Here is a 25150-nt window from a genome sequence, read left to right on the forward strand (position 1 = left end):
TTTATTCTCTTCTTGTTATTTTTGCATACCAATTCGACAAAATTAATTGTTGTTTAGCCGTAATAACCACGTTATGACGATATAATTTTACCTTAGCTATAGCCTCATTTAAGCTAGTTACTCTTTGGGTCATTAATAACCAAGCAATAATTGCCGTAGCACTGCGTGAATACCCCAACGCACAACAGACTAATAATTTGCCTTGCTTATGATATTGTTCAATAATTTCGGCTACTTGTTGACACTCATCCACGGTAAGTGGTGTCATATCCAATACTGGAATCAATTTATAATGGCCATTAAATTGAGCTATTGGTAATTCAGCACAAAGATCTACAATCGACGTAAACTGATTGGCTTGTAATGTCTTATTAGACGGTATACGACCTAAATAGACATTATCAGCAATCAAATCCGTTGGATTATTTTTAAATGTCCATAATCGTGAATTAACCCACATAATAATAAAATAAGGCAAATATAAAATAGTAACAGCTAAATTAAAGTGACCATTAGTCTGTTTTTGAAATCCTGCTGCGCCAAATAATAAATAATTGAGGGAAACCAATAAAAATGCACCTGAAACCCATAATAACCATAATGCCCAAGAAGAAAAGTAGATAGCAGAACAAAACGACAATAAAAACAGTAAAAAATAGGCGCTACCCCACACATATTGTTTAGGTAATTGATCGTTTGTTATTGGCGATAAATGATTGTCTGGCCATAACCAAACACAAAAGCACCCTACCCAAAGCCCTGTTGGGATGTCAAAGAAATGATGTTGCCAAGTGGTTAATACTGATAAACCGATCAATAAACACCAAATATGCAAAATATAGCGCCATATTCCTCGAAAATAACGGGCGTAAAATTGCCATAAAATAACCAATAAGGGAATATGAAGCGATGGTGCTTGATTAAAAGGTTTATCAAATCCCATTAAAATATCAAATAATAGCCCCGATAATCCATCTAATACAGGGCGCTCAAAAGAATACTTTAGCGGAAAGATCAAAAAGCAAGCTATGCAAATAATCTGAGCAGATAAAAGACGAAAACAAAGAATTTTTAGTGTTCGATAAGAACTAGCCAGCAAAATTGCAAGCCCATACATACAGTCTATCGACCAATAAGGTATGATAGACCAAGGCCATAAAGGAATTGATCTTTCCCATTCAAAAACGATACTTCCGACATCGTTACGTGTAGAAGTAAACCAGTTTGCAAAATTATAGCTAGTAAAAAAGAACACGGTCAAACTTATTAACCATATTAATTTATAAGTAATCAGCTTATTAAACCGCCATGTTACGCTAGCCATGACTAATTATTTCATTCGTTGTGCAAGTGATACTGTAAAAATGCCCCATTGATCAATACGCATGGTTATTTTTCTAAAACCAGCCGATGCAACCAATTGATCCATTTCCAGTTGCGTACGCCTGCGCATAATCCATGGCTTTCCATCTTGATGAGATGTTAAAGCTCTTGCAATAAACTCTAGCTGTGGATGCCATGGCTGGTTGGTATAAATTAAATATCCTCCTTCAGGAATAGACTCAGCGAGCCCTGCTAAAGAATCACGTAACATCTGATTATCACTAAATAGCTCATATAATCCCGAAACCACAGCTAATGTGGGATTAGGTGACAATTGGGCTAATTGCTGTCGATTAAAGGCGTCTCCTTTTTCAAAACGCGCTATAGCCGTTAAGCCTTTTTCTTCTATTAATGCTCTGCCTTTTTGTACATTAATATCGCTGTAATCTCGTAATAATACAGAATTAGGTTTGTTGGCAATTTGATTAACCGTTTCTAAAATATAACGCCCGTGCCCTGCTGCTATATCAACAATATTCACAGAATGGTTCTGTTCGTGTAATTTATTGATAGCTAATTTTAATAGTTCTTCAAGATGTTCTTTACGTTGCCGAATGCCTCGCCAACCAATCGATTGAAGATAGATATAATCAAAAAAACGTCCTAGTTTTGATGTTCCTGATGGTTCATTACGATAAACATAATCAAGTGTACTGCCCGAATCAAATCCAGTATCAAATCCTAGTTTGATCCCATCTGAGAGTTTACTTGCATATTTTAAATTAGCTTTAATAAATCGCCAATATAAAGGCTTAATCCAACCTGATGGCGGCAATGTTAAATTATCAGCCTCTTGCCTTGTGTATCCCATTAAATCAGCATTGGTTAATAATGGCACGCATGGTTGATTAGCAAAACAACCAATAATAAATCGTCTTGCATAATCAATTGCTAATTTACGATCTTTTTCACCAAAAGTATCATGATAAAACCCAGGTAATATATGAAATTCTTTTTGTTCTGTACCTAAATTATTGTAAAACAGTTTTTGTTGTTTACGCTTAACGACATAATCTGAACCAGAAACTAATAACTGTGTTGGTACCGTTATCGCATTTGCATCTTTAACAATGCGATCGGATACTGCATATAAATCCAAAAGTAAGCGTACTGATATTGGTCGTGTTATTAATGGATCTTCTGTGAAAGATTGTGCTCGCTCAGCATCATGTGTCAGCAATTTAGGTTTTACATAACTATTAACAAAAAAGTTACCTTTCAAGTTATACAGTAATTTTAAACCTGGCACAGCTAATGGTACATATAATTTTATGTCAAAAGCTGGCGAACCAAGTACTAAGGCACGAATATTTGGCACATAATCATGTACCCATGCTGAAGCGATAACCGCCCCTACACTTTGGGCTATAATAGCAATATCTTCTTGGCATATATCATACTCATGCATAATATGCTCAATAAAACAGTTTGCATCTTTAATTAAAGTCGCAAAATTAGGAGCATCACCACGTTCACCCTCCGATTGCCCATTACCTCTCGCATCCCAAGCAAAAATTTGATAATTGGGTAGATTTAACTCATCAGCTAGATGAGCAACTCGCCCAGAGTGTTCATGACCACGATGAAAAAGAACAATTGCTCGCGAAGGCTTAGCATTGCTGTCACTATCAACTGCTGGCCAATAACGGTAAAATAATTGACAGCCATCATGACTAATAAATGTTTTTTCTTGCTGTTCACGCATAACTTATACCTTGTTATTTTTTGATTTTTGTAATCCCTTTCTGACTCTATTAATCACAGTAATTAATAGCAAAAAGGTAATAAGCAACAATAGTATATTGAGCCAATCAAGCGGCAATAAATAGGTAGCAATCCCCAAACTAATTAGACTAAACGCAAAAGCACGATCACTTTTACCCATTGGTCCATCATAACGTCGAGCGCAACCAACCATCAGACCTAACACGCCAACATACTCCGTTAAAAATGATAACAAAACAATGACTATCACCAAAATAGTATCGACTTGATTTATTTGCGTAAAGATTAATAGCAACGCACAATCCGAAACCACATCACAAATCTCATTCAAATAAGCCCCTAAATTTGATTTTTGGTTATATTCTCTTGCTAACATACCGTCAATAGCATTAAGCGCCATACGGATAAACATCCATATTGGAATAAGACCAAAAATCCATTGATAAGCGGCAAATCGACCAACAATAAAAGCGATTAAAATTGATCCAAAACACGCCATTAGTGTTACCTGATTAGCGGTTATATTGGCACTATAAAGATAATCGGCATAAGGTCGAAGAAATGCTTGGAATTTAGGTTTTAATTGATAAATCGACAACACGACTAATCCTTATTATAAATGCATAACTACGATTAATTTTTATAAACTATACCATAATATTGTGACTATATAATGATTAATTCAATTTAGCCATATAGGCTTTAATGAACTAATCATACTTTCAGTTTATTTTTAATAATCTAATCAAATAGCTAAATCCCCTTTTCTAATCCTTGCTTAGCGATAGCTATCACATTTTTTAAATCAACACCTTGCGCTTTGGCAGCAAAAATGCAACCACAATAACATTGCCGATATACATCATACTCTTTGCAAAGCTCAACCGAACGCTTATAACCATTATTCTTTTTAAAATCAGAAGGAAGATAATTTACTGAAAAAAGCTCTTGAATTTCAAATCCAAGATCATTAATTTTTTGACTATTTTTTTTAGGACTAAGCGTTAATGCACTAGCAAAATAATCAAATCCCAATTCTTGGGCTTTAATCGCAGCTAAGTCTAAACGCATTTTGTAACAAATATGACAACGCTCGCCACCTTCTGGAGCATCACGTAAATGGCTAACTTTCTTAATAAATTCTGCTGGCTGATAAGGTGCTTCTAAAAATTGTACGTTATTACCTGTTTTTTGATTAAAATCAGCAATAAATTTTTGTTGTACCATACTACGATGCTCATATTCAACTCGAGGATGAATGTTTGAATTAGCAAAATAAATAGTAATATCTGCGTACTGCGCTAAGTACTCTAAAACATAGGTACTACAAGGTGCACAGCAACTATGAATCAATAATTTAGGCCGCACCGATTTAGATTGCCAATGAGCTATCACCTCTTTTAATACAGAATCGTAATTTACTTTATTATGTGGATTTAATTTTTCTAGAATATTTTTAGCATTGATTAACATGAGGACTCTTTTATTTGTTATTTTGATGAATAAAGTCTTTATGGCGCGCTATGATATAGATATATATATTGCGACACAAGATCAATAGTTAAATCTTTATATTGAAATGTATAATTTACTTAAAAGATTTTGCCAAAAAACAAATTAATTGATATGACCACAAATAATTTAATTTAAAAAATTGCAATAATAGATCATTTGTAAATAACCAAATGGTATAGAAAACTGAATATTTTTTACAAAATATAATAAAAATAGTTAAATCAATTTTGTTAATACGTCGAATAAATATGATAAAACGGATATATGACAGTATTTAACTTTCTTTACTAGCATTTGCTATCATTGCCTTTTGCACGTACCGCTTTTCTAAAATAAAAGCGATACAGAAATAGACAATAGTTAATATCCATAAATGCCAATATTGTTGGCTAAATTCGGAAAAGTTTGCGCCCATTTGATTAATTTTTACCGAACCGACTATAGCGGGAACGGCTGGAAATATATCACCAATCAGATGAAACAAATAAGGCATTAATTCTTTGGGCCAAGACAATCCTGTCATAAAAAATATAATCATACTTGACGGTATAATTAAGCAAAACACATCGCTGACTGTATGAACAAAATGCGATACAACTTTACCGAATAATGCCGTAGACAAAATAAAGGGAATTATAAATGATAAAGAAACTAAAACGTGACCTAGCCTTGGTAAATCATACCAATAGTTAGCAAATACGGTATAAATAATAAAATAGATCAAATAAAGCGCTAAATAAGTTAATAACTTACCAGAAAGTAATAGTAATGCAGATGATGCTGCGTGACTTTGCTGCTGAATAAACTTTATTTCAAATTCTGAATTTTTACTAAATAAACGACACAACGTGCTACCAATAAGTAATGTTTGGTATAAAATCAAAATAAAAGCAGCAGGAATAATATACGTCGCATACCCCGATTGTGGATTAAATAAACTAATTAACTGCGTATTAAAAGGTGCGGTATTATTAGTGGCTATCGCAGGATCTGTGCCTTGTGCTATTTTCCGTGAAATTGAAATTTTAGCACCAAAATCACCAGCAACAGTATTAATAGCTGTTGCAACATTACTATAAATTAAAATATAGCTTGCATCACCATAATATATAACAGGACTAGGAGCCCCTTCTAAGATATGCTGCTGAAAGCGATATGGGATAAGTAATGCCCCATAGATTTTACGTTGCTCAATAAGTGATTTAGCCGTTTGCAAATCCGCAATATGTAAATCTATTTTTATCGATTTATTCGCATCCATTTGCCTTATTAGCTCTCGACTATAATTGGTATTATCTTGGTCGATCACAGCAATTGGTACATCTCTTATCGCTTCATGTAAATAAGGTTGCGGATAAAAGAAGAAATAAAGAAAGATCCCAATAAACATGACACTTGCGATCGCCTTAGTTTGGAAAATACGCTTTAATTCGTCATAGGAAATTAATAGCAAAGATTTAATCATATTAACCGCCTACGAATCTTTCGTAAATGAAAAGAGATCAGAATTGCCATAACACTAAATTGAATCAATAAATAAAAAAATGGCTCTAATGATGTTATCATATTTGGAGCTCTAAGTGTTTGATCTAGCCGAATTTGTATGTACCATGTCACGGGTAATAAAGCGCCCCAAATAGAAGCAAAAATGTTCATCGCAATACGAGGAAAAATAAGTCCTGTAAAACCAAAACCTGGTGATGCAACTAAACTTGCAGTACCATAAGCTTGCGCCAATGTTGAGCCTGTCAAGCCAAAAAAAATGCCGTATAAACAAGATGTTAAAATAAATCCTATATCACCAATCAAAAGCAATATAAACTGCCCATTGAGCGGTAAATTAAAATAAATTATTAAAATTGCATCAAATAAAATTAGGCAAAATAAAAAATAACAAAAATAAGGAAAGATTCGCCCCAATAAAAAAATAAAAATATTATGATTAGCTAATTGGAATATTTTTTGATAACTTGTTACATCAAACCGATCTCGGGTAACACTAGTAACCATTGCTAGCATAATAATTATCTGCAAAATGGTAGGAATTATGCCACTAATCAAGGTATACAAGTAATTTAATGTTGGGTTATATAATGGATGTAAACTCGTTGGAACAGTTTGCATTTGTTTTTGCGCAACTGGCGCAGCAACCCCTTTTTCTTGTAGTTGTTGCAATACTATTTGACTATTAGCTGTTTTTAACGCAGAGCTCATCGCTCGAAAAATAATCGTGCCTGCCGACATATACTGATTATTATAAAAAGCCACTACTTCTGGTTGATGGCCTGCAATAAGATCTTTTTCAAATTTAGGTTGAATAAAAAGTACCGCATAAACATCACCTTTAATCAAGGCATGCTTAGCAGACGAAAGATCTTGGTAGCGTTTAGCAACCTGTAACTGAGGTGAAGCGGCAACTTGTTGAATCAATAGACGTGATGATGATGTTGTATCCTGATCAACAACAGCTATTGGTACCTGAGTAATCACTCCTGCATGGTACATATAAAAAAACAAAAAAATAAACAATAAAGGATAGATGAAAACCAACAAAAACAAAAAACGCTGTTTAATTAATTTATGCAGTTCCCATATAATCACTTTTAATAGCGAATTAGCCATTAATGCCGTTCCCTTTTGTGTAAAATCTCCACATTATTATGTTAACGAGATTGCCATTTGGTGGTAACGCTCATTCCAGGACGGAGACCAGACACTTGATTAATTGGTTTGGCGCGCATTTCAAAGGTTTTTAAATCAAAGTCACCCGTCGCTTTAGTCGCTTGCCAATTGGCATATTGTCCTAAAGCATTTAAGACAGTTACTTTAACATCAATGACTTGATTATTTAATGCTGGTACCTTTACCTTGAACGTATCACCGACTTTAAGATCGCCTAATAAATCTTCACGAATATTAAAGGTAAACCAAATATCATTCAAATCAATGATAGAATAAAGTGGAGTTCCAGGGCTATATAATTGCCCTACTTCGGCAACACGAGTTGTAATTTGACCATTAATTGGAGAAACTAAAGTTAATTCATTTACATCAGCGTTGACTTGCTCAAGCGCTGCCTTTGATTGTTCAACCTGTACATCGGCTAATTTTTTCTGTTCTACACTGCTACCATTTTCGGCTAATGCTAGGTTAGCTTTAGCTGCTTCATGTGCTTTAATAGCCGCTTGATATTGGTTAAACGATTCATCGTAATTTTGTTTGGAAACCGTTCCATTTTTAACTAAGCGATTAATTCGCTCATAACTGGTTTGCGCTAATAATAAATCAGATTTCGCTTTATCTAACTGTGCTTTTTGCAGATCAATTGTTTCTGGTCTAGTACTATAAGTATTATCTCGACTTGCCATTGCCACTTTTAATTGGGCTTCAGATGTCGCTAACTGCGCTAATAATGCTGGATTTGAAAGATTAAGAAGAATATCACCCTGTTTAACATTATCTCCAACATCATAATTAAATTGAATAACTCGACCTTGTACTCTAGCCGCCACATCAACACGGTTAGATTCAACCTCACCTTGTAATATAATGGTATTAGGTTGATTTACAAAATATATAATTATAACCATGACAATAACAGCCATGATTGCTACAATCAAAGAAAGGCGTTTTTTATGCATAAAATTGTGCTTATAAATGATTAGCGAAAAACTAAAATAGAGTTACTAGAGGCATAATATAAAGCCAAATATTAAAATACGCAATAAAATGTGACTTTATATGGAACACGGTGTTTTTCATATTTGGAATGATTTTTGAAAATATTTATTCTTAGTGAAGGCTGAATTATTAACTTTAAAATTTATTTATTGAAAAGACATTGAATCATAATACACTAAAAACTAGCCATCTAAATATAAATGCAACGCTAAGCTTTCGGACAATAATTTGCGATATCTAAAGCTTTATTTTAGCTATTTCAACAGTAAAGGTATAGATCTACATGATAATAACAACACTACTCTATTACTATTTTTGATTTTGATTAAAAAGGCAAATTTCCTTTTATCGACGAAAATTGCTCAATATTAACACCAAGTGATTTAAAATAATTAACAGCATCAATAATATCAGAGAATTGTTTAATTTGCTCAATGCCATAATCCTCTATAACGTCCATCTTACTTTCAATGATATAAAAAAGGTAAGTGCTATAAAATCCGCTTTTCTTTTTCAATGCATATTGAAAAAAATAGCGCTCTCCATTTATTTCCTTTATTTCATCACATCCCCTGACTTTACCTTTTTCAATAGCGGAAAGTAAATTTTTGATTAAAATATTATCCATCTAAAAGCACCCAGCAGTTTACTACCCAAAGGTTAGTATTTTATTATGTTAAGGTAAAAGTTTGCTCTACTACATTTTTCAATCTTTAGATTATTGCGAATTCTAGCAAATTAGTCATCAACTACATATAATCAACCCAATAATGGATCCAAGTAACGTTAGCACAACAATCATTTTCCTTTCAACATGGCTGTGAGTCAGTTTGAAACGAAAAGCCTGCATTATAACTAGTATTAGCCCCAAGATTGCCATTACTAGACCTATATTACCGGAGCTATCTTTTGGCAATTTAGTCATGGTATTATCCATTTCTTGCATCCAATCGTATTTGCTAGAACCCATAACTAATAAGATAAACATACCGGCTAAGTAAATCACATAGTGTATAATAGCAATAATTTTTCTCATATAAATAAACTTGTAAAGTTGGTTAGAATTAAGTAGAAAGTGACCATAACTTATTGATTACTTTATTTGGATAATGGGATAGATCTTTTTCTCAATTACAAAAACGTTTACTATTTTTAATTCTCTACAACTATTATTTATTGTAGAGCCCAAAACAAAACTGAGTAAAAAATCGCAATTAAATCTAAACATACTAGCTTTATCAAATAAATAGCAGATAAGTAAAGCTGAACGATTTAAACGCCATCCTAAACGTTCATAACTACTTATAACATACTTCACATTGACCAATTACATCAAACACATGATCATAAGTACTTAAGATATAATGTTCATCACATTCGGTATCAAATACTTTATCAAAACAAGATTTTTTTACCAGTTGATATTTTGATTCATCAATCATCGTAATCGTTAAACTTTTTATATCTTTGAACTTAAAATAAACTAAAACTTCACCACTTAGCCCATTATTTAATTGACAAAAAGATAAATCAAGAGAAGTTACTACCTCTAGTTCCAGAGGATACATATCTAATATGACATTTTTTAGAATAAAGGCATCTCTTCCATATACTTCACCATATAGAGTCTTAATAGCCTGATTATTTATTGTTAGCACCTTACTTTTATCCTTGCTTATCCATTTTTGTTAAAATTATTAGATATCATACAATTTTTTTAAGGATCAGGATAAGGTAAAATCAAAAATGGTTAAACTTTATCTGCAAAAAAAAATCACACAGTAATTTAGCCGAAGAATATGATCTGGCATCCCTGCACTTTAGATCACTAAATAAATCAAGCAAAGTGTCTCATTCAAACCTACAGATCATCACAACCAGAAGAAAATAATCTGTTTGCATTACACAAAAAGCTTAAACAGTTGCAAATGGGAAATGGCATCCTAAATGCAAACCAATATCGTTATTCTGGTTACCTTATATAACTACTTAGAGGGCATTAAGAAATTAGGTTCATATTGTCAGGCTATTCTCCTCCTGTAGAATTTAACAAATCGCTTCTCTCTTAATTTTTTGTTTGCAAATGAGTTGCCATTCCAAAATATTGTAAATTTTATCTTACTTGTTCCTATGCTTATGCCCATAACAATTACCATACATAATTATAGAGTTAAATTCTATATGCTTGACAACACTTATGATCTTTGCATAATTGCAATCTAACATAAAATTAAATGATGATTTATGCCAATATTTTAATAAGGATTTATCAATGGAAAAAATACTAAAGATAGGTGTTGCCTCTTTGGTTTTAATTGGCGCTTTGCACACTGCTAATGCCTATGAAATTACTTGTCCAATAGCGGTGAAAGTTAAATCTGCTCAATTTGATATTGATAGTGCTCCTGATGGTTGGGAAGTTTCAGAAAAAAGAAATGAGCGTAAAGTACTTAATGTCGCAGGTATTTATTCCGATAAACCTGTTAAATTAATTCAATTAAAACCTGAAGTAGGTATTATTGATGGCAAAAAATATGAGTCGACTTGGAGTGTTAATACCATTTATGATAATGAGGGTAACTGGATTAGCTGTGGCTATAATAGCGACGAAGTGCAATTAATAAAGAAAATCGATCCATCAATGAAAAGCTGCTGGATGACTAGTTCAAAAGATCAATTCGATAATCCTCAAATTGTATTTAAATGCAGCACGAGTGAATTACAAGAAATTCATTAAGCCTATAACTAATTTTCACTCGTAGTAAAAGATTAGTCGAGTGACAAGCTATAAACTATTTCCCGAAAAATGCAAAATCAAATTTGAATGTAGAAAAATATCAGCTCATTAAACAAAATTAATATAGCAAGCGGTGAAAAACGATGTTTTATCTGTATTAAAGCGCTTTATTAAACGCCATTTTTTTGTTAATGGCAAGCGCAACATAATGAGACAGAAAGCTAAATCTGAGTTTCTAAGAGGCTAAAAGTTAGAAATAATTAAACTAAACAGATAATTGCAAGAAGAAAAGGATAACAACTCAATAAGGCTAAAACTGTTATTTCTTCAAGGGACATAAATGCTTATCAAAAAAGCTTAAAATAAGTATAAAACGACGAAAGATAATAAAGAGAAATATAACTGCAAAATAGTACTATTGCTAATATTGTACAGATAAACTTTAAAAATTTATTTTTACATGCAAAAACGATAATTATACTCAATACAAAAACAGCCAAATACACCCACCAAAAAACAATCAGCGATAATAAAAACATATCAATAATATTTAGTGGCATAGTCATAAACGCCCTTGTTTATTAAATATAAAAATTAGATAAATCATATAATGGTGGCCCCTACTGGACTTGAACCAGTGACCAATCGATTATGAGTCGACTGCTCTGACCAACTGAGCTAAGGGGCCATTTCGGCGTGCTACTAAGTTAGTAGGGTTGCGATTATAATAGAGTTAAATCTAATTTGCTATAATTAATTAATAAACCAGGTTAGTTTGATTATTTCTTAATCTGAAATGTGTTTATAAAGTTTTCCTCTCGCTTAATTACTAATATTTTTTGCTTAATGAAACTGATACAATAACTTGGTTCATTATTATTTTTTATTATATTGGCTAAGGAAATATTATGTCTATCAAAAAATCAGTATTTGTTGGTGTTGTAATATTAGCAACTTTGCTTTTAAGTGCGTGTAGTAGCGATAAATATCAACCGACTGCTGCTGGTCGCCAAGTCCAATTTATTGATACTAAGCCTGCAGATTCTTGCCAGTTTTTGGGGAAAACAGAGGGGCGTCGTAGCAGTTTCTTTTCTGGACTTAAAACACATAGTGAACTTATTCGCGATGCGGCATCAGAACTTATGAACAAAGCGGCTACGATGGGTGGTAATGTGATTTATAATGCGCAAGATACTTCCATGCAATATATTTCGGATATTGCACCAACAGATGCGGTTATGGTTGGTGAAGTATATAGTTGCAAATAGGGCTAGTTAATTAAAAAAGGGAGGTCTTACCTTTCCTTTTTTAATTGGCGTCACTACTTGTATAGCTTTTAGCTATTTTGCTTTTCAAATTGCTGCATAAAGTCAATTAAATAATTGACCCCTTCTTGATCCATGGCGTTATAAATTGATGCACGCATTCCTCCGGCAATTCGATGCCCTTTAATACCAATAATGTTAGCTTGGCTTGCTTCGCTTACAAATTTTTTATCTAGCTCTTCATTTGGCGATAAGAAAGTTACATTCATAATTGATCTGTTAGCGGTTGCAACAGTATTTCGGTAAAAATTAGATTGGTCGATATATTGGTATAGCGATTGTGCTTTGGCTTGGTTACGTTGCTGCATGGCTTTTAGCCCACCAAGATTTTTTATCCATTTAAACACTAACCCCGACAAGTACCATGCAAAGGTAGGTGGTGTATTAAACATAGAATCGTTATCCATTAAAATTTTGTAATCTAATATTGATGGTAAGATTTTTTGTGCATGACCGATTAGATCTTCACGCACAATAACAATAGTAATACCTGATGGACCAATGTTTTTTTGGGCACCCGCATAAATGATACCATATCGGCTTATATCAATTGGTTGTGATAATATGCATGATGATAGATCGGCAACGACTGTTTTATTACCAAAATTTGGCTCTTCAAAAATTTCAATACCATCAATTGTTTCGTTGGGACAATAGTGTACATAAGCGGAATCATCATTTAATTGCCATTCAGACATAGGTTTGATAACGGTTAATCCATTTTGCTTTATGACCACATTTTGCTCGTGAATTTGGCAATATTTACTGGCTTCTTTGGCAGCACACTGGCTCCAATAACCGCTATTGATATAGTCTGCATTGGTTTTATTGCCTAAAATATTTAATGGCACTGCGGCAAATTGTGCTCTAGCACCACCTTGGCAATAGAGAATTTTGTAATTATTAGGGATATCTAATATTTCACGCAGGTCGTTAGAAGCGTCAACAGCACAGGCATCAAAATCTTTACCTCTATGACTCAATTCCATCACCGATGCACCTGTATTATGCCAATTCAATAACTCAGCTTGAACTTGTTTTAATACATCTGCAGGTAATTTTGCAGGACCTGCACTAAAGTTATAACTTTTACTCATAACAATTCACTTTAATCCATTCAAAAAAGAATTCTATTTTTACACCGTCTTAACAGATATACAATCAGATTTTTTAAGAAAAAGATGCATACGTCTATACCCTTTGGCTATTTTATCTCTGTAATCAAAAACTATTGCTTTATATGGCATTATTGATTTAATTGATATAAAAATACCGGCAAATGCCGGCATAGTTATGAAGAAGAGTGAAAAGGCTAGGATAATTGTTGCTTTGCATTTTTAATTGCTAATTTAACTTGTTGTGGTGAAACCCCGCCTTTAGCGCAACGTTTGGCTAAGCATGATTCTAACGATAATATTGAATAAACGTCATTACCAATGACAGGGCTAAATTTCTGTAATTCCTCAAGCGAGAGCTCTTCAAGCGCCTTTTTCTTAGTGATTGCATCAATTACTGCTTCACCAACAATATGATGTGCTTCCCGAAATGGTATACCTTTGGCAACTAAATAATCAGCAAGTTCGGTCGCATTGGAATAACCTTGTTTAGCCGCTTCTTGGCAGTTTGCATAGTTAATTTTAATATCTTCTAATACTAATATGGCAATATCTAAACATTCATGCCAAGTATCCAGTGCATCAAATAGATGTTCTTTATCTTCTTGTAGATCTTTATTATAAGCAAGCGGTAAACCTTTCAAGGTCATAAGCGCTCCAGTTAATGCGCCAGCCACTCGACCTACTTTGCCACGAATTAGTTCTAATGCATCGGGATTCTTTTTTTGTGGCATAAGTGACGAGCCCGAAGTAACGCGATCAGATAATTCAACAAAGTTAGCTTCACCACTGTTGAAAATGATAAGATCTTCAGCAAAACGTGATAGATGCACCATACCAATTGAAGCATTATTTAATAGCTCAAGAATGTGATCACGATCAGACACCGAATCTAAACTATTATTTGTTGCTACCGAAAAACCTAACCAATTTGCTAATTGATCGCGATCCATGGGATAAGCAGTTCCAGCCAATGCACCTGTCCCTAATGGGCTTACATCTAAGCGTTTTAAGGTATCTTGTAAACGACTAACATCACGGGTGAGCATTTCAAAATAAGCTAAACACCAATGTGCAAATGTGATTGGTTGTGCTCGCTGTAGATGGGTATAACCAGGCATAACAGCATTTTGATGTTGTTTTGCTGTTGTAACGAGAGAATGTCGCAATTGATTAATGGTATTAATTAAATAAGGAATTTGATCTTTACACCATAGTTTTAGATCAGTGGCGGATTGATCGTTGCGGCTTCGACCTGTATGTAATTTTTTACCCAAATCACCAATTTTCTCGATCAGTTTTTGCTCAACCCAACTGTGTATATCTTCAGCATCACTTTGTAAAATCTGATTGGGATCTTGTTGTACCAAAACCAGTAATTCGTTCAAAGCTTTTTCTAACTTTTTTTGCTCATCATAAGATATAACGTTAACAGTCACCAATGCTTTTGACCAAGCAATTGAACCAATGATATCTTGCTCTGCAAGACGATAGTCAAAGCGCAATGAATCATTAAAATGCTTAAATTGTTGATCTGCCGCTTGGCTAAAACGCCCACCCCATAATGCCATAATTACCTCTATATTATTTTTAATAACTAGTTAAACCCGTACAATTTTATCTAAAATAACAACATACAGACATTAGCCTGTATATTGTTGTTATTTTATTTGTGATATCGGAAATCACTTTTTTACTTTTGTTGCTATGTTTTACTCTCTGGTTCCGCTGTTTTAACAGATTTAGCTGATTTGGTCTTTTGAGCGGGTTGTTTTTTCTTATCTTCATTTAAAGCTCGTATACGTGAGGATAACGAGAATAGACGAATAAAGCCACCTGCATGGCTGTGATCATAAACTTCATCTTCTCCAAATGTTGCAAACTCTTCATTATATAGACTATTCGGCGATTTTTTTTGTACTGCTGTTGCATTACCTTTATAAAGTTTAACAACAACTTCGCCTGTCATGTCTTGTGCTAATACTTCAGCGGCCGCTTGAATTGAACGGCGATATGGAGCAAACCAACGACCATCATAAACAACATAAGCCATTTCAATTCCGAGTTGTTCGCGCCATTTAAAGCTGTCACGGTCTAAGATTAATTGCTCTAAACCACGTAATGCTGTCATCATTATTGTGCCACCTGGAGTTTCATAGCAACCACGTGATTTAATGCCAACTAGGCGATTTTCAATAATATCTACGCGACCAACACCATGTTTTGCACCAATTTTATTCAGTGTTGCCACGCAATTGTAAGGCGATAATTTTTTGCCGTTAACCGACACTACTTCACCTTTTTCTATTCCAATAGTAACCAGTTCTGGTTTATCTGGCGCATCTTCGGGCGAAACAGTCCAAGCCCAGCAATCAGCATTAGCCTGGTTCCAAGTACTTTCTAGCACACCACCTTCAGTCGAGATATGCCATGCGTTTTCGTCACGGCTATAAATTTTTTCAACCGTTGCCGTGGTTGGGATTTTACGAACTTTTAAATAATCAATTAACGCTTCACGTGAACGTAGATCCCACTCACGCCAAGGTGCAATGACTTTTAGTTGTGGTGCAAGTGCAGCGTAAGTTGTTTCAAAGCGTACTTGGTCATTACCTTTACCTGTTGCACCATGACATAGTGTATCTGCACCAACTTCTAATGCATATTCTACTTGTGCTTTTGCAATAATTGGACGAGCCATCGAGGTACCAAGATAATAAGTGCCTTCATATAAGGCGCCTGTTTTCAAAACAGGGTATACATAGTCTTTAACAAATTCTTCTCGTAAATCAACCACTTTACAAGCCACAGCCCCCGAGGCTTTAGCTTTCTTTTCGACATCTTTTAATTCTTTGGGATCTTGACCTACATTAGCAACAAAAGCGTAAACTTCACATCCGCCATAGTTTTCTTTTAACCAAGGAATAATTGCTGATGTATCCAAACCACCTGAATAAGCTAATACAACTTTTTTTGTTCCACTTTTTTTCATGTTACACCCTTTCCAAATTAACTTACGATAAATAAATGCGTTAAAGATATGTACTTTTATATTTGTATTGATGATAACTAGCCTAATACAAATACTTATTATTTAAGCAATAATTTTTGTACCCGTTGCTCCTGATATTCCATTAAATAATTTGATAAGTTGATCGGACTCTTTCCAACTGGCAATCACAATCGGCTGCCCCAGTTCTTTAACTGCTTCAAAAGCCGAATTCACTTTTACCACCATACCATCGGTAATAATACCTTTAGCGATCAATTGATCCGCCTGCGGTTGTGTTAAAGACTCAATTCGTTGCTTATTTTCGTCAAGCACGCCAACGACATCAGACAATAATATTAAGTCTGCACCTAAAGTTTTAGCGAGCGCTACCGCAGCATGATCGGCATTAACATTCATCATTTGCCCACTTTCGGTGATGCCAATTGAGCTAACAATTGGCAAATAACCTGCATTAATCAGTAAATTTATTAATGTAGGATCGCCTGCTTGAGCTTCGCCAACATAACCTAGCTCTTCCGAAATTTGTTTGACTTTAACACTATTACCATCAGCAAGACAGAGCCCAACACTTGGTATTTGATGTTTTTTAGCCTCAGACAATAATTTGGTGTTTGCGCTACCAGCAAGGCTTCCTACAATAACATCAATTTGATCAGCTGGCGTTACACGTAGCCCATTTCGGCGTACTACGGGTAAAGAAAGCCTATCCATTAATGAATCAACTACCGTACCACCGCCATGAACAATAATTAAAGATCGTTGATAATTCTTTTTATATTCACTAATAACAACAAATAATTGGCTTAAGGCATCTTTGTTATCAAGTAATACGCCACCAAGTTTTATAATTAATGGTCTCATTTTAGTTTCCTAGTAATTTAACTTATTGTTAAGATGTTCAAAATTTAAAATAGAAATTAGTCCATTTTTATAATAATGCGGTTGTTTCATCAAAACCATACCGAATGTTCATGCACTGTACAGCCTGCGTTGCTGCGCCTTTTAATAAGTTATCCTCAACAGAAATTAAGATTAAATGACGATCTTTTAATACAAAGCCAATATCGCAATAAGGCAAACCAACAACTGATTTTAATGCAGGCAGATCTTTTTGATACACTCGAATTAAAGGTTTATTTTGGTAGTATTTATTTAAAGCAGCAAGAATGTCTTGTGATGTTACACCCGCTTTTACTCGGCAAGTGATTGTGGCGTGGATACCTTGTTTAAAACTACCTAGATGCGGTGTAAAAATAACTTCTTGCCCTAAGTGCGTTGCAATTTCGGGCTGATGGCGATGAGTAAATACCCCATAAGCATGTAAACTTACTTCGCAAAATAAATTATTATGTGAAGGTTTTCGGCCTGCGCCACTCACACCACTTACAGCATTAATTACCGGCCATTGTGAATTATCCAATAAATTCTCTTCGATTAACGGTTTTAGTGGTAATTGCGAAGCGGTAGGATAGCACCCAGGCACAGCAATAAGCTGTGCATGTTTGATCTGCTCAGCATTCCACTCAGCTAAACCATAAACAGCTTTATCTAACCATTTAGGGTGTTGGTGCGTGAAACCATAGTAATCGCTATAAAAAGTAGCACAATTCACCCTAAATGCGCCTGACAAATCAAATACAGTGCAACCATGCTCTAAAAAGTAAGGAGCAATATTGTGACTAACGGTATGTTCGGTGGCTAAAAAAACAATATCAACATCATTGATATAAGCAGAATAATCAGACGTGGCTATAAGTGGCAGATCAATAACCCCTTTTAGCTGAGGATGCAGCTCATAATCAGAAATCAGCCTGCCACCATCTTGACTATTTTCCGACACAATTAAAGCGGTAAGTTCGACATGGGGATGCTTGTGCAAATAATAAGCTAATTTTGCGCCCGCATACCCGCTTGCACCGATAACAATTGCCTTTAACATATTCATCCTTATTAATTCTTACGCAATAATTGTGCATATAGTAAGCCATTCAAAAGACTAACACAAGCACAAAATGAATTTTTATTCACTTTTTATGAATTTAATTTCATTATTTCTATCGAAATTGATTTTAAGATAAGGCTTAAATGCTAAAACATTTTTTGCAAAAATAAGGTGCAAACAAATAATGTTAATACCTACCAATAACGATCGGTAGGTATTTAATGAGCTATATTATTTTAAAAAACTTGCTGATTTTAATATTGCTATCAATAATTCCCAATAACGATAAACACTTTGGATATTGACTTTCTCATCTGGGGAATGTGGTGAAACAATTGTTGGTCCAATTGAGATCATATCCATATTTGGATAACTTTGCTTAAATAGACCACATTCCAGCCCTGCATGTATCACCATTATTTTTGCCTGCTGAGAAAAAATTTCGTGATATTTACCTTTTGCAAGTTTAAGTAATTGCGAATCTAAATTGGGTTCCCAACCCGAATAGCCACCACTGATTTCGTAATTAGCATTAATAAGTTGGCTAAACGATACCAAGGTTGATACAACAGCATCTTTTGCACTATCCACTTGAGAGCGAATCAAAAAATGGGCATTAAATTGGTTGTCTTCGATACTGACTATACCTAAATTAAGTGATGTTTCAACCACACCATGAAGCTGATCGCTCATTCTAATCACACCATTAGGTGCGGTATTGAGATAGTTTATAATCTTATTTTGATGTTCAGCTGTTAATACCCTTTTGACTTTATTAGATTCAACTTCAGATAATGTTATTTCGATAGAAGGTTCTACATGGCCTAATTCGTTGTGTAAAATAGTTTGATATTGTTTAACAATGGCTTCTAATTTAGGTAGATCTTGTTTATTTAAAGTGATTTCAATAAAAGCTTCTCTTGGAATAGCGTTACGTAGTGAGCCACCTTTTATGTCGGCTAATCTAAATGGGATATCTTGTACATACTGCGCTAAAAAGCGAGCCATTAATTTGATTGCATTACCACGCCCAAGGTGAATATCACAACCAGAATGCCCACCTTTTAGTCCTTTTAGTGAAATGCTTATATAACAATCATGCTTTTCCGGTATTACCGCATAGGTCACAGCAAAAGTTGTGGAAAAATCAACACCTCCAGCACAGCCCGTAAATATTTCCCCCTCATCTTCAGAATCAGTGTTAATCAAATAACGGCTCTTTAACCAATTAGGTTGTAAACCAAAAGCACCGTGCATACCTGTTTCTTCTGAGGTCGTTATTAATACTTCAATCGGCCCATGTTCAACAGCCGGATCAATTAACACAGCTAGCGCAGATGCTAAGCCGACACCATTATCTGCACCTAACGTGGTACCTTTGGCTTTTACCCATTCACCATCAACATAAGCTTGAATTGGATCAGTGAAAAAATCGTGCACAGTACCTTCATTTTTTTGTGGCACCATATCCATATGAGCTTGCAAAGCAATCGATGGACACTGTTCCATTCCTTTGCTTGCTGGTTTAGTGAGTAAAATGTTACCTACTTTATCAAGTTTGCAGTCGATATGATGCGTATTAGCAAAATCGACAATGTATTTAGTTATCATTTGCTCATGATGAGATGGATGCGGGATTTTACAAATATCATTAAAAATCTGCCAAACAAATTTGGGTGCTAAAGTAGAAAGCATGATATAACCTCAAAATTAATTAAGTTAGTATTAAATTAAGGAGTGGTTTTTTTTAACTAATCACTCTATAATAAGGTGCAATTTTACATCTATTTTTAGTTCATGAATATTTATTTATTCACACATTCGATTAAAATTGCAGGTTACTCATGTCAACAGAACAAACTTTATTAACAGAAGAAGAAATCCAAGCCAAAAAACAACACAAAGCAGAACTTATTGCTGAAAAGAAAAAATTCACCGTTACCTGGGAAATGTTGCAATCCTACGGGCGTCAACTATCAGAACGTTTATTACCTGCTAATCAATGGAAAGGTATCATTGCCGTTAGCCGTGGTGGTTTAGTCCCTGCCGCTATTTTAGCTCGAGAACTTAGTATTCGTTATGTTGATACTGTTTGCATTTCAAGTTATGATCACGATCATCAACGCGAAAAACTGATCCTAAAGCAAGCCAATGGTGATGGCGAAGGCTTTATTGTCGTTGATGATTTAGTCGATACGGGCAACACTGCTCACACTATTCGTGAAATGTATCCAAAAGCTCACTTTGTTACTATTTTTGCAAAACCAGCAGGTAAACCACTTGTTGATGATTATGTTGTAGATATTGCTCAAGACACTTGGATCGAACAACCTTGGGATACAGGTGTTATGTTTGTTAAACCTATTTGCGATCATAAATAATCAATAAGGATACCAAGGTTGTTATGGCAGCTACCGAAAATCTAACAGCACAGATATTCAAACCACAATTGAATTATCCTGAGACTTCGACGCTAATTAACCGTACTGATAGTAGTAATGGCAGTAGCATTAGTGCGTTAGATGGAGAGGTCGACTCAAAATGGTATCGAATTGTCAACCCCATTTTGTGGCATTGGCGGGGGTTACCAAAATTAGAAGCTGAAGCGGTTTTATCAAAAATTGCCGCTTCAACAAGATGCCACACAAATGATAAATGGTTAGATACTGTTATCGGTTATCAATCTGGTAACTGGATTTATGAGTTTTTAAACCAAGCAGCAATGTGGCAAACTAAAGCAGAGTCAGTAGATAAAACAAATCTTACCGATGCAGATAAAGATAAGCTACTCAACGAGTACCTTATTGCCAGTGAATATGCAAGTATTGCCAGTTATCCACATTTTAAAAATGATGAGCTGGCAATGTATGCCCAAGCCTGTGCTTATCAAACTTATTCCAAAGCCCTTAATTTTTCACCTTTTTTGGTTAAAGAACTTGAATTTAGAGTTGATAATCACAACGTTAAAACAATTTTACACCTACCAAAAACTGAAGGGGCTTGCCCTGTGGTACTAATCTGTAATGCTTTGGGTAATTTACAAATCGATTATTATCGATATTTTAGTGAATTTTTAGCCCCTCAAGGGTTTGCCATGTTAACTGTTGATTTACCTTCTGTTGGCTATAGCCGTAATTTTGCTTTAACACAAAATAGCAGCAAAATTCATCAAGCTATATTAGAGCAATTGTCCAACATACCATGGATTGATGATCATCGTGTTATTGTTGCTGGTTTTCGATTTGGTTCGCATATTGCCACTCGCTTAGCTTATTTAATGCCAAATAAAATTAGAGGATTATTTAACTTTACGCCATTTGTTCATCAAATTTTTGCTGACAAAGAACTGCAAAAAGATCTCCCTAATAGTTATAAAGATATGCTAGCTAGCCGTTTGGGTTTACCTTCGATATCCAATCAGCAATTAGCCGCAGAGCTAAATTATTTTTCTCTAAAAAATCAAGGTCTTTTAACACATGCTTGCCAAGTACCGGTCATGAATATCATTTTTGAAAATGATAAATTAAGTAATCTTAGTGAAGCAAAATTGATTCATTCAACTAAACAAAATAAAATAGTAACCGTGCCAAAAACACCACTACAAAAAAGTTTACATCAGGCGTTAACCCAATCAGTCAAATGGATGAGGTCTGTTTTATAATTCACGATTAACCAAAAGAGTCATATTATGTCCAATAATAAACAACAAACTATTGTTGTTAAATTAGGCACCAGTGTACTAACTGGTGGTACTAAACAGCTAGATCGGGCACGAATAGTTGAGTTGATACGACAATGTGCAACTTTACATCAAAATGGACATAAAATTATTATTGTTACTTCTGGCGCCATTGCCGCAGGTCGCGAATACTTAAACTACCCTACCTTACCTAATACTATCGCCTCAAAGCAATTACTCGCCTCTGTTGGGCAAAGCAAACTGATACAACTTTGGGAACAGCTATTTTCTATCTATAAAATCTATATTGGCCAAATGTTACTAACTCGTGCAGATCTAGAAGATCGTGAAAGATTTTTAAATGCACAAGATGTATTAAAAGCCATGTTAGATAATCGTATCGTTCCTGTAATCAATGAAAACGATGCAGTAGCGACAGCCGAAATAAAAGTGGGCGATAACGATAATTTATCTGCCCTTGCTGCTATTTTAGCTCAAGCTGATAAACTGATATTATTAACCGATATTGATGGTTTATATACAGCCGATCCAAGAACAGATAGTAATGCAAAACTTATCCAAGAGATCGACCAGATCGATGATAATTTACGTAGTATTGCTGGTGGTAGTGTTTCTGGACTGGGTACAGGAGGTATGAGCACAAAATTACAAGCTGCGGAAATTGCAGGTAGCGCAGGTATTGAAGTGGTAATTGCAGCTGGAAATAGATCTAATGTGATTATTGATATTATCAATAATCAATTTGTTGGAACAAAATTTTTGCCGCAAAAAACGCCACTAGAGCACCGAAAATACTGGTTATTTGGCGCGCCTAAAGCTGGTAAAGTATTTTTAGATGATGGTGCGGTTAATGCAATATTAAACAACGGTAGTTCACTACTACCAAAAGGCATTATAAAAGTTGAAAAAAACTTTTCTCGTGGTGAAGTGATTGATATTTGTAATAGCATCGGCAAGCATATTGCTCAAGGTGTTAGCCGATACAATAGCGATGCACTGAGGCAAATTGCAGGACACCATTCAAAAAAAATTAGCCAAATTATTGGCTATGAATATGGTTCTGTTGCTGTTCATCGAGATGATATGATAATTAAATAACAGATAATTGAATTAATATTTTTCCGATATAACCCAATCATAAACAAAAAATAATGTATTATTGTATTAAACGATTAACTCATTAGGATAGAAAATCAAGTCATCTTAAGGGAGAATCTAATCCAAAGTTTGCGTATTTACTCATTAAAAGTGATGAGAAGTTCTGTTACCAAATTCTACAATAAACCAACCGATTGTAGCGTTACAATTTCAGGTTTCGCATTATGAGTTCTTCAAAAACTTATTATATAGCTAAATACATCATCTTTTGACCAAATCATCCATCGGAAACCTTACGTTTCTCAGATTGTTAGATAACTCCATTACTAAATCTTTGAAGATTTTTTATTCATTTTCAGTTGCTTATTTTTTGTATATTACAAATATTAAAAATAAGTAAATACAACAATTATTTATAGGATTGGATAAAACACATTTTCAGCCAATTATTGCAGCGCTTATCACATCACTTGCTGTTTATAAAATGTGTTAATCCTTTTAAAACTTTAGCTGTTCCAATTAAATAATTTATCTTGCTGCGCGCTCTAAAATAGCTTCAGCGGGCTGTCTTTGTATGTAAACCATTCTAGCAATTAATAATAATGCTGCAACAGCAAGCCCTGATATAATTCCTATCCAAAAACCAGCGGCACCGATTGGTTTAATGATTAGATCGGTCAATCCTAGAACATAACCAACAGGCAATCCAACAACCCAATAAGATAGTAGTGTAATAAAAAAGATGCTTTGAGTATCTTTATAACCTCGCAACACATTACTTGCCACAACTTGCAAATAGTCAGATGCTTGATAGATAGCAAGTAAAATAATTAACTGCATACAGATAGCAATGACCGCAGCCTCGCTGGTAAATAGTGCGATAATTGGTGTTCTAAAAATGACTAGAACTAGTGCAACAAAAACAGCCATGCAGAGCGATATTGATAAACTAATATAGGCGGTTTGTTTAGCTAACGCTGGTTTTTTATTACCTAGTAAATAGCCAACACGTATACTGGTTGCAACACCAAGAGATAATGGAATAGCAAAGGTCAAACTACTGATAGTAAAAATGATTTGGTGAGCTGCAACGGTTATTTGCCCTAATGGAGCTATTAATAACGCAATCACAGCAAAAAGGCTCATTTCAAAGAAGTAAGCCAGCGCTAAAGGGGTACCCAGTATAATAATCTTTTTGATTATATTAAAATCAACCAGTTTTGTGATTGGAGTATTACGTATATCTTGTTGGCTTGGACTAACTAGTGTATATAAGCGTATTAAAATAAACATAAGCCAAAATATAATTGTTGCTGTAATGCCACAACCAACGCCACCAAAAGCAGGTAAGCCTAACTTTCCATAGATTAAAATATAGTTAATTGGAATATTGGCAAGAAGAGCAATAAATATGATGACCATAGCGGGTTTAGTATTCGATAGTCCCTCACATTGATTTCGGTAAACTAAAAAGAGTAAGAACGCAGGCACCCCCCACATGATAGCGCGTAAAAATGAGACGGCAACGTTAACCATTTCGGGATCAATCGGGTGCTCAACTGAACTCCTTAAATTAATTATTTTGTCAGAATGATATAAGAAAATCATCATTAATATCGACAATATTAAAGCAATTACCACGCCTTGACGAGTTTGGCTTGCAACCTGATCACGTTTAGCTGCACCATTTAAGTTTGAGATAATGGGGGTTAGCACCGTTAACAAACCTTGGCCAAATAAAATTGTTGGTAACCAAATTGATACGGCAATAGCTACTCCAGATAAGGCTGTTTTGCTATAATTTCCCGCCATGATGGTATCGACAAAGGTGATTGCCGTTTGAGATACTTGTGCAATAAGTACAGGAACTGCTAATTTACCAAGATTTTTTACTTCGTGTTTATAATGTTGTTTCATGG

Annotated in this window: 20 protein-coding genes, 1 tRNA gene and 1 pseudogene; 5 read left to right on the forward strand and 17 right to left on the reverse strand. The window is 34.5% G+C overall.

The window, feature by feature from the left end; translation table 11 throughout:
• Position 1: 1 nt before the first annotated feature.
• The 9 genes from A9G47_RS11975 to A9G47_RS12020 all read right to left on the reverse strand — a co-directional run bounded on the left by A9G47_RS11975 (position 2) and on the right by A9G47_RS12020 (position 9962).
• Positions 2-1324 (reverse strand): phosphatase PAP2/dual specificity phosphatase family protein, encoded by a 1323-nt coding sequence (locus A9G47_RS11975; RefSeq protein ID WP_065642983.1) that lies wholly within the window; start codon positions 1322-1324, stop codon positions 2-4.
• A gap of 6 nt (positions 1325-1330) precedes the next feature.
• Complete coding sequence (locus tag A9G47_RS11980; protein WP_065642984.1) at positions 1331-3088, reverse strand: bifunctional alpha/beta hydrolase/class I SAM-dependent methyltransferase; 1758 nt, start codon at positions 3086-3088, stop codon at positions 1331-1333.
• A gap of 3 nt (positions 3089-3091) precedes the next feature.
• Complete coding sequence (locus tag A9G47_RS11985) at positions 3092-3709, reverse strand: CDP-alcohol phosphatidyltransferase family protein (protein ID WP_065642985.1); 618 nt, start codon at positions 3707-3709, stop codon at positions 3092-3094.
• Positions 3710-3861: 152 nt separating this feature from the next.
• Complete coding sequence (locus A9G47_RS11990; RefSeq protein ID WP_065566245.1) at positions 3862-4581, reverse strand: epoxyqueuosine reductase QueH; 720 nt, start codon at positions 4579-4581, stop codon at positions 3862-3864.
• 316 nt (positions 4582-4897) lie between these two features.
• A complete protein-coding gene (locus tag A9G47_RS11995) occupies positions 4898-6088 on the reverse strand; it encodes an ABC transporter permease (RefSeq protein ID WP_065642986.1) in 1191 nt (396 codons plus the stop codon).
• Positions 6085-7245, reverse strand: coding sequence for an ABC transporter permease (locus tag A9G47_RS12000; RefSeq protein WP_065642987.1), 1161 nt, complete (start codon positions 7243-7245; stop codon positions 6085-6087). The genes A9G47_RS11995 and A9G47_RS12000 overlap by 4 nt, the downstream gene beginning before the upstream one ends.
• A gap of 41 nt (positions 7246-7286) precedes the next feature.
• Positions 7287-8264, reverse strand: coding sequence for an HlyD family secretion protein (locus A9G47_RS12005; RefSeq protein WP_065642988.1), 978 nt, complete (start codon positions 8262-8264; stop codon positions 7287-7289).
• A gap of 365 nt (positions 8265-8629) precedes the next feature.
• Entirely contained in the window at positions 8630-8932 is a 303-nt protein-coding gene (locus A9G47_RS12010) for a hypothetical protein (RefSeq protein ID WP_065566476.1), read from the reverse strand.
• A gap of 670 nt (positions 8933-9602) precedes the next feature.
• Complete coding sequence (locus A9G47_RS12020) at positions 9603-9962, reverse strand: hypothetical protein (protein ID WP_065642989.1); 360 nt, start codon at positions 9960-9962, stop codon at positions 9603-9605.
• A gap of 614 nt (positions 9963-10576) precedes the next feature.
• Here A9G47_RS12020 and A9G47_RS12025 point away from each other — a divergent pair.
• Positions 10577-11041: an STY0301 family protein gene (locus A9G47_RS12025; protein WP_065642990.1), complete on the forward strand. Its 465-nt coding sequence runs from the start codon at positions 10577-10579 to the stop codon at positions 11039-11041.
• 611 nt (positions 11042-11652) lie between these two features.
• Here A9G47_RS12025 and A9G47_RS12030 read toward each other — a convergent pair.
• Positions 11653-11729, reverse strand: a tRNA-Ile gene (locus A9G47_RS12030).
• A gap of 220 nt (positions 11730-11949) precedes the next feature.
• Here A9G47_RS12030 and A9G47_RS12035 point away from each other — a divergent pair.
• Entirely contained in the window at positions 11950-12309 is a 360-nt protein-coding gene (locus A9G47_RS12035; protein WP_065566472.1) for a DUF4156 domain-containing protein, read from the forward strand.
• A 68-nt stretch (positions 12310-12377) separates the two neighbouring features.
• Here the strand turns inward: A9G47_RS12035 and serC are convergent, their stop codons facing one another.
• The 6 genes and pseudogenes from serC to A9G47_RS12065 all read right to left on the reverse strand — a co-directional run bounded on the left by serC (position 12378) and on the right by A9G47_RS12065 (position 20128).
• A complete protein-coding gene (gene serC, locus A9G47_RS12040; protein ID WP_065642991.1) occupies positions 12378-13463 on the reverse strand; it encodes a 3-phosphoserine/phosphohydroxythreonine transaminase in 1086 nt (361 codons plus the stop codon).
• Between the two features lie 215 nt (positions 13464-13678).
• Positions 13679-15052 carry an argininosuccinate lyase gene (argH, locus tag A9G47_RS12045; protein ID WP_065642992.1) on the reverse strand — a complete coding sequence of 458 codons (1374 nt, stop codon included), beginning with the start codon at positions 15050-15052 and terminating at the stop codon, positions 13679-13681.
• 200 nt (positions 15053-15252) lie between these two features.
• Positions 15253-16470, reverse strand: a pseudogene (locus A9G47_RS12050) (argininosuccinate synthase); the annotation flags it as partial.
• Positions 16471-16572: 102 nt separating this feature from the next.
• Positions 16573-17352 (reverse strand): acetylglutamate kinase, encoded by a 780-nt coding sequence (gene argB / locus A9G47_RS12055; RefSeq protein WP_065580383.1) that lies wholly within the window; start codon positions 17350-17352, stop codon positions 16573-16575.
• Between the two features lie 67 nt (positions 17353-17419).
• On the reverse strand, positions 17420-18430 hold the full coding sequence (gene argC, locus A9G47_RS12060) for an N-acetyl-gamma-glutamyl-phosphate reductase (RefSeq protein ID WP_065642993.1): 1011 nt from the start codon (positions 18428-18430) through the stop codon (positions 17420-17422).
• A 234-nt stretch (positions 18431-18664) separates the two neighbouring features.
• Positions 18665-20128 (reverse strand): aminoacyl-histidine dipeptidase, encoded by a 1464-nt coding sequence (locus tag A9G47_RS12065; RefSeq protein ID WP_065566467.1) that lies wholly within the window; start codon positions 20126-20128, stop codon positions 18665-18667.
• A 149-nt stretch (positions 20129-20277) separates the two neighbouring features.
• Here A9G47_RS12065 and gpt point away from each other — a divergent pair, with 149 nt between their 5' ends.
• From gpt to proB, 3 genes are read left to right on the forward strand one after another with little or no spacing between them, the layout of a single operon-like run.
• Positions 20278-20814, forward strand: coding sequence for a xanthine phosphoribosyltransferase (gene gpt / locus A9G47_RS12070; protein ID WP_081295616.1), 537 nt, complete (start codon positions 20278-20280; stop codon positions 20812-20814).
• 23 nt (positions 20815-20837) lie between these two features.
• On the forward strand, positions 20838-22094 hold the full coding sequence (gene frsA / locus A9G47_RS12075; protein ID WP_065642994.1) for an esterase FrsA: 1257 nt from the start codon (positions 20838-20840) through the stop codon (positions 22092-22094).
• A 27-nt stretch (positions 22095-22121) separates the two neighbouring features.
• Positions 22122-23231 (forward strand): glutamate 5-kinase, encoded by a 1110-nt coding sequence (proB, locus tag A9G47_RS12080; RefSeq protein ID WP_065566465.1) that lies wholly within the window; start codon positions 22122-22124, stop codon positions 23229-23231.
• Between the two features lie 528 nt (positions 23232-23759).
• On the opposite strand, the gene A9G47_RS12085 is transcribed toward proB, so the two are convergent.
• Positions 23760-25148 (reverse strand): MATE family efflux transporter, encoded by a 1389-nt coding sequence (locus A9G47_RS12085; RefSeq protein WP_065566464.1) that lies wholly within the window; start codon positions 25146-25148, stop codon positions 23760-23762.
• Positions 25149-25150 lie beyond the last annotated feature (2 nt).

It is taken from the genome of Gilliamella sp. WF3-4 (assembly GCF_001690275.1).
GTDB lineage: Bacteria > Pseudomonadota > Gammaproteobacteria > Enterobacterales > Orbaceae > Gilliamella > Gilliamella apicola_C.

Excerpts from the sequence above, each read along its gene's own strand:
- A9G47_RS12000 (WP_065642987.1), bottom strand. The coding sequence starts at position 7,245 with ATGGCTAATTCGCTATTAAAAGTGATTATATGGGAACTGCATAAATTA.
- A9G47_RS11980 (WP_065642984.1), bottom strand. The coding sequence starts at position 3,088 with ATGCGTGAACAGCAAGAAAAAACATTTATTAGTCATGATGGCTGTCAA.
- A9G47_RS11995 (WP_065642986.1), bottom strand. The coding sequence starts at position 6,088 with ATGATTAAATCTTTGCTATTAATTTCCTATGACGAATTAAAGCGTATT.
- A9G47_RS11990 (WP_065566245.1), bottom strand. The coding sequence starts at position 4,581 with ATGTTAATCAATGCTAAAAATATTCTAGAAAAATTAAATCCACATAAT.
- A9G47_RS12085 (WP_065566464.1), bottom strand. The coding sequence starts at position 25,148 with ATGAAACAACATTATAAACACGAAGTAAAAAATCTTGGTAAATTAGCA.
- argH (WP_065642992.1), bottom strand. The coding sequence starts at position 15,052 with ATGGCATTATGGGGTGGGCGTTTTAGCCAAGCGGCAGATCAACAATTT.
- proB (WP_065566465.1), top strand. The coding sequence starts at position 22,122 with ATGTCCAATAATAAACAACAAACTATTGTTGTTAAATTAGGCACCAGT.
- A9G47_RS12065 (WP_065566467.1), bottom strand. The coding sequence starts at position 20,128 with ATGCTTTCTACTTTAGCACCCAAATTTGTTTGGCAGATTTTTAATGAT.
- A9G47_RS11975 (WP_065642983.1), bottom strand. The coding sequence starts at position 1,324 with ATGGCTAGCGTAACATGGCGGTTTAATAAGCTGATTACTTATAAATTA.
- A9G47_RS12025 (WP_065642990.1), top strand. The coding sequence starts at position 10,577 with ATGGAAAAAATACTAAAGATAGGTGTTGCCTCTTTGGTTTTAATTGGC.
- A9G47_RS12010 (WP_065566476.1), bottom strand. The coding sequence starts at position 8,932 with ATGGATAATATTTTAATCAAAAATTTACTTTCCGCTATTGAAAAAGGT.
- A9G47_RS12035 (WP_065566472.1), top strand. The coding sequence starts at position 11,950 with ATGTCTATCAAAAAATCAGTATTTGTTGGTGTTGTAATATTAGCAACT.
- gpt (WP_081295616.1), top strand. The coding sequence starts at position 20,278 with ATGTCAACAGAACAAACTTTATTAACAGAAGAAGAAATCCAAGCCAAA.
- A9G47_RS12005 (WP_065642988.1), bottom strand. The coding sequence starts at position 8,264 with ATGCATAAAAAACGCCTTTCTTTGATTGTAGCAATCATGGCTGTTATT.
- serC (WP_065642991.1), bottom strand. The coding sequence starts at position 13,463 with ATGAGTAAAAGTTATAACTTTAGTGCAGGTCCTGCAAAATTACCTGCA.
- argC (WP_065642993.1), bottom strand. The coding sequence starts at position 18,430 with ATGTTAAAGGCAATTGTTATCGGTGCAAGCGGGTATGCGGGCGCAAAA.
- argB (WP_065580383.1), bottom strand. The coding sequence starts at position 17,352 with ATGAGACCATTAATTATAAAACTTGGTGGCGTATTACTTGATAACAAA.
- frsA (WP_065642994.1), top strand. The coding sequence starts at position 20,838 with ATGGCAGCTACCGAAAATCTAACAGCACAGATATTCAAACCACAATTG.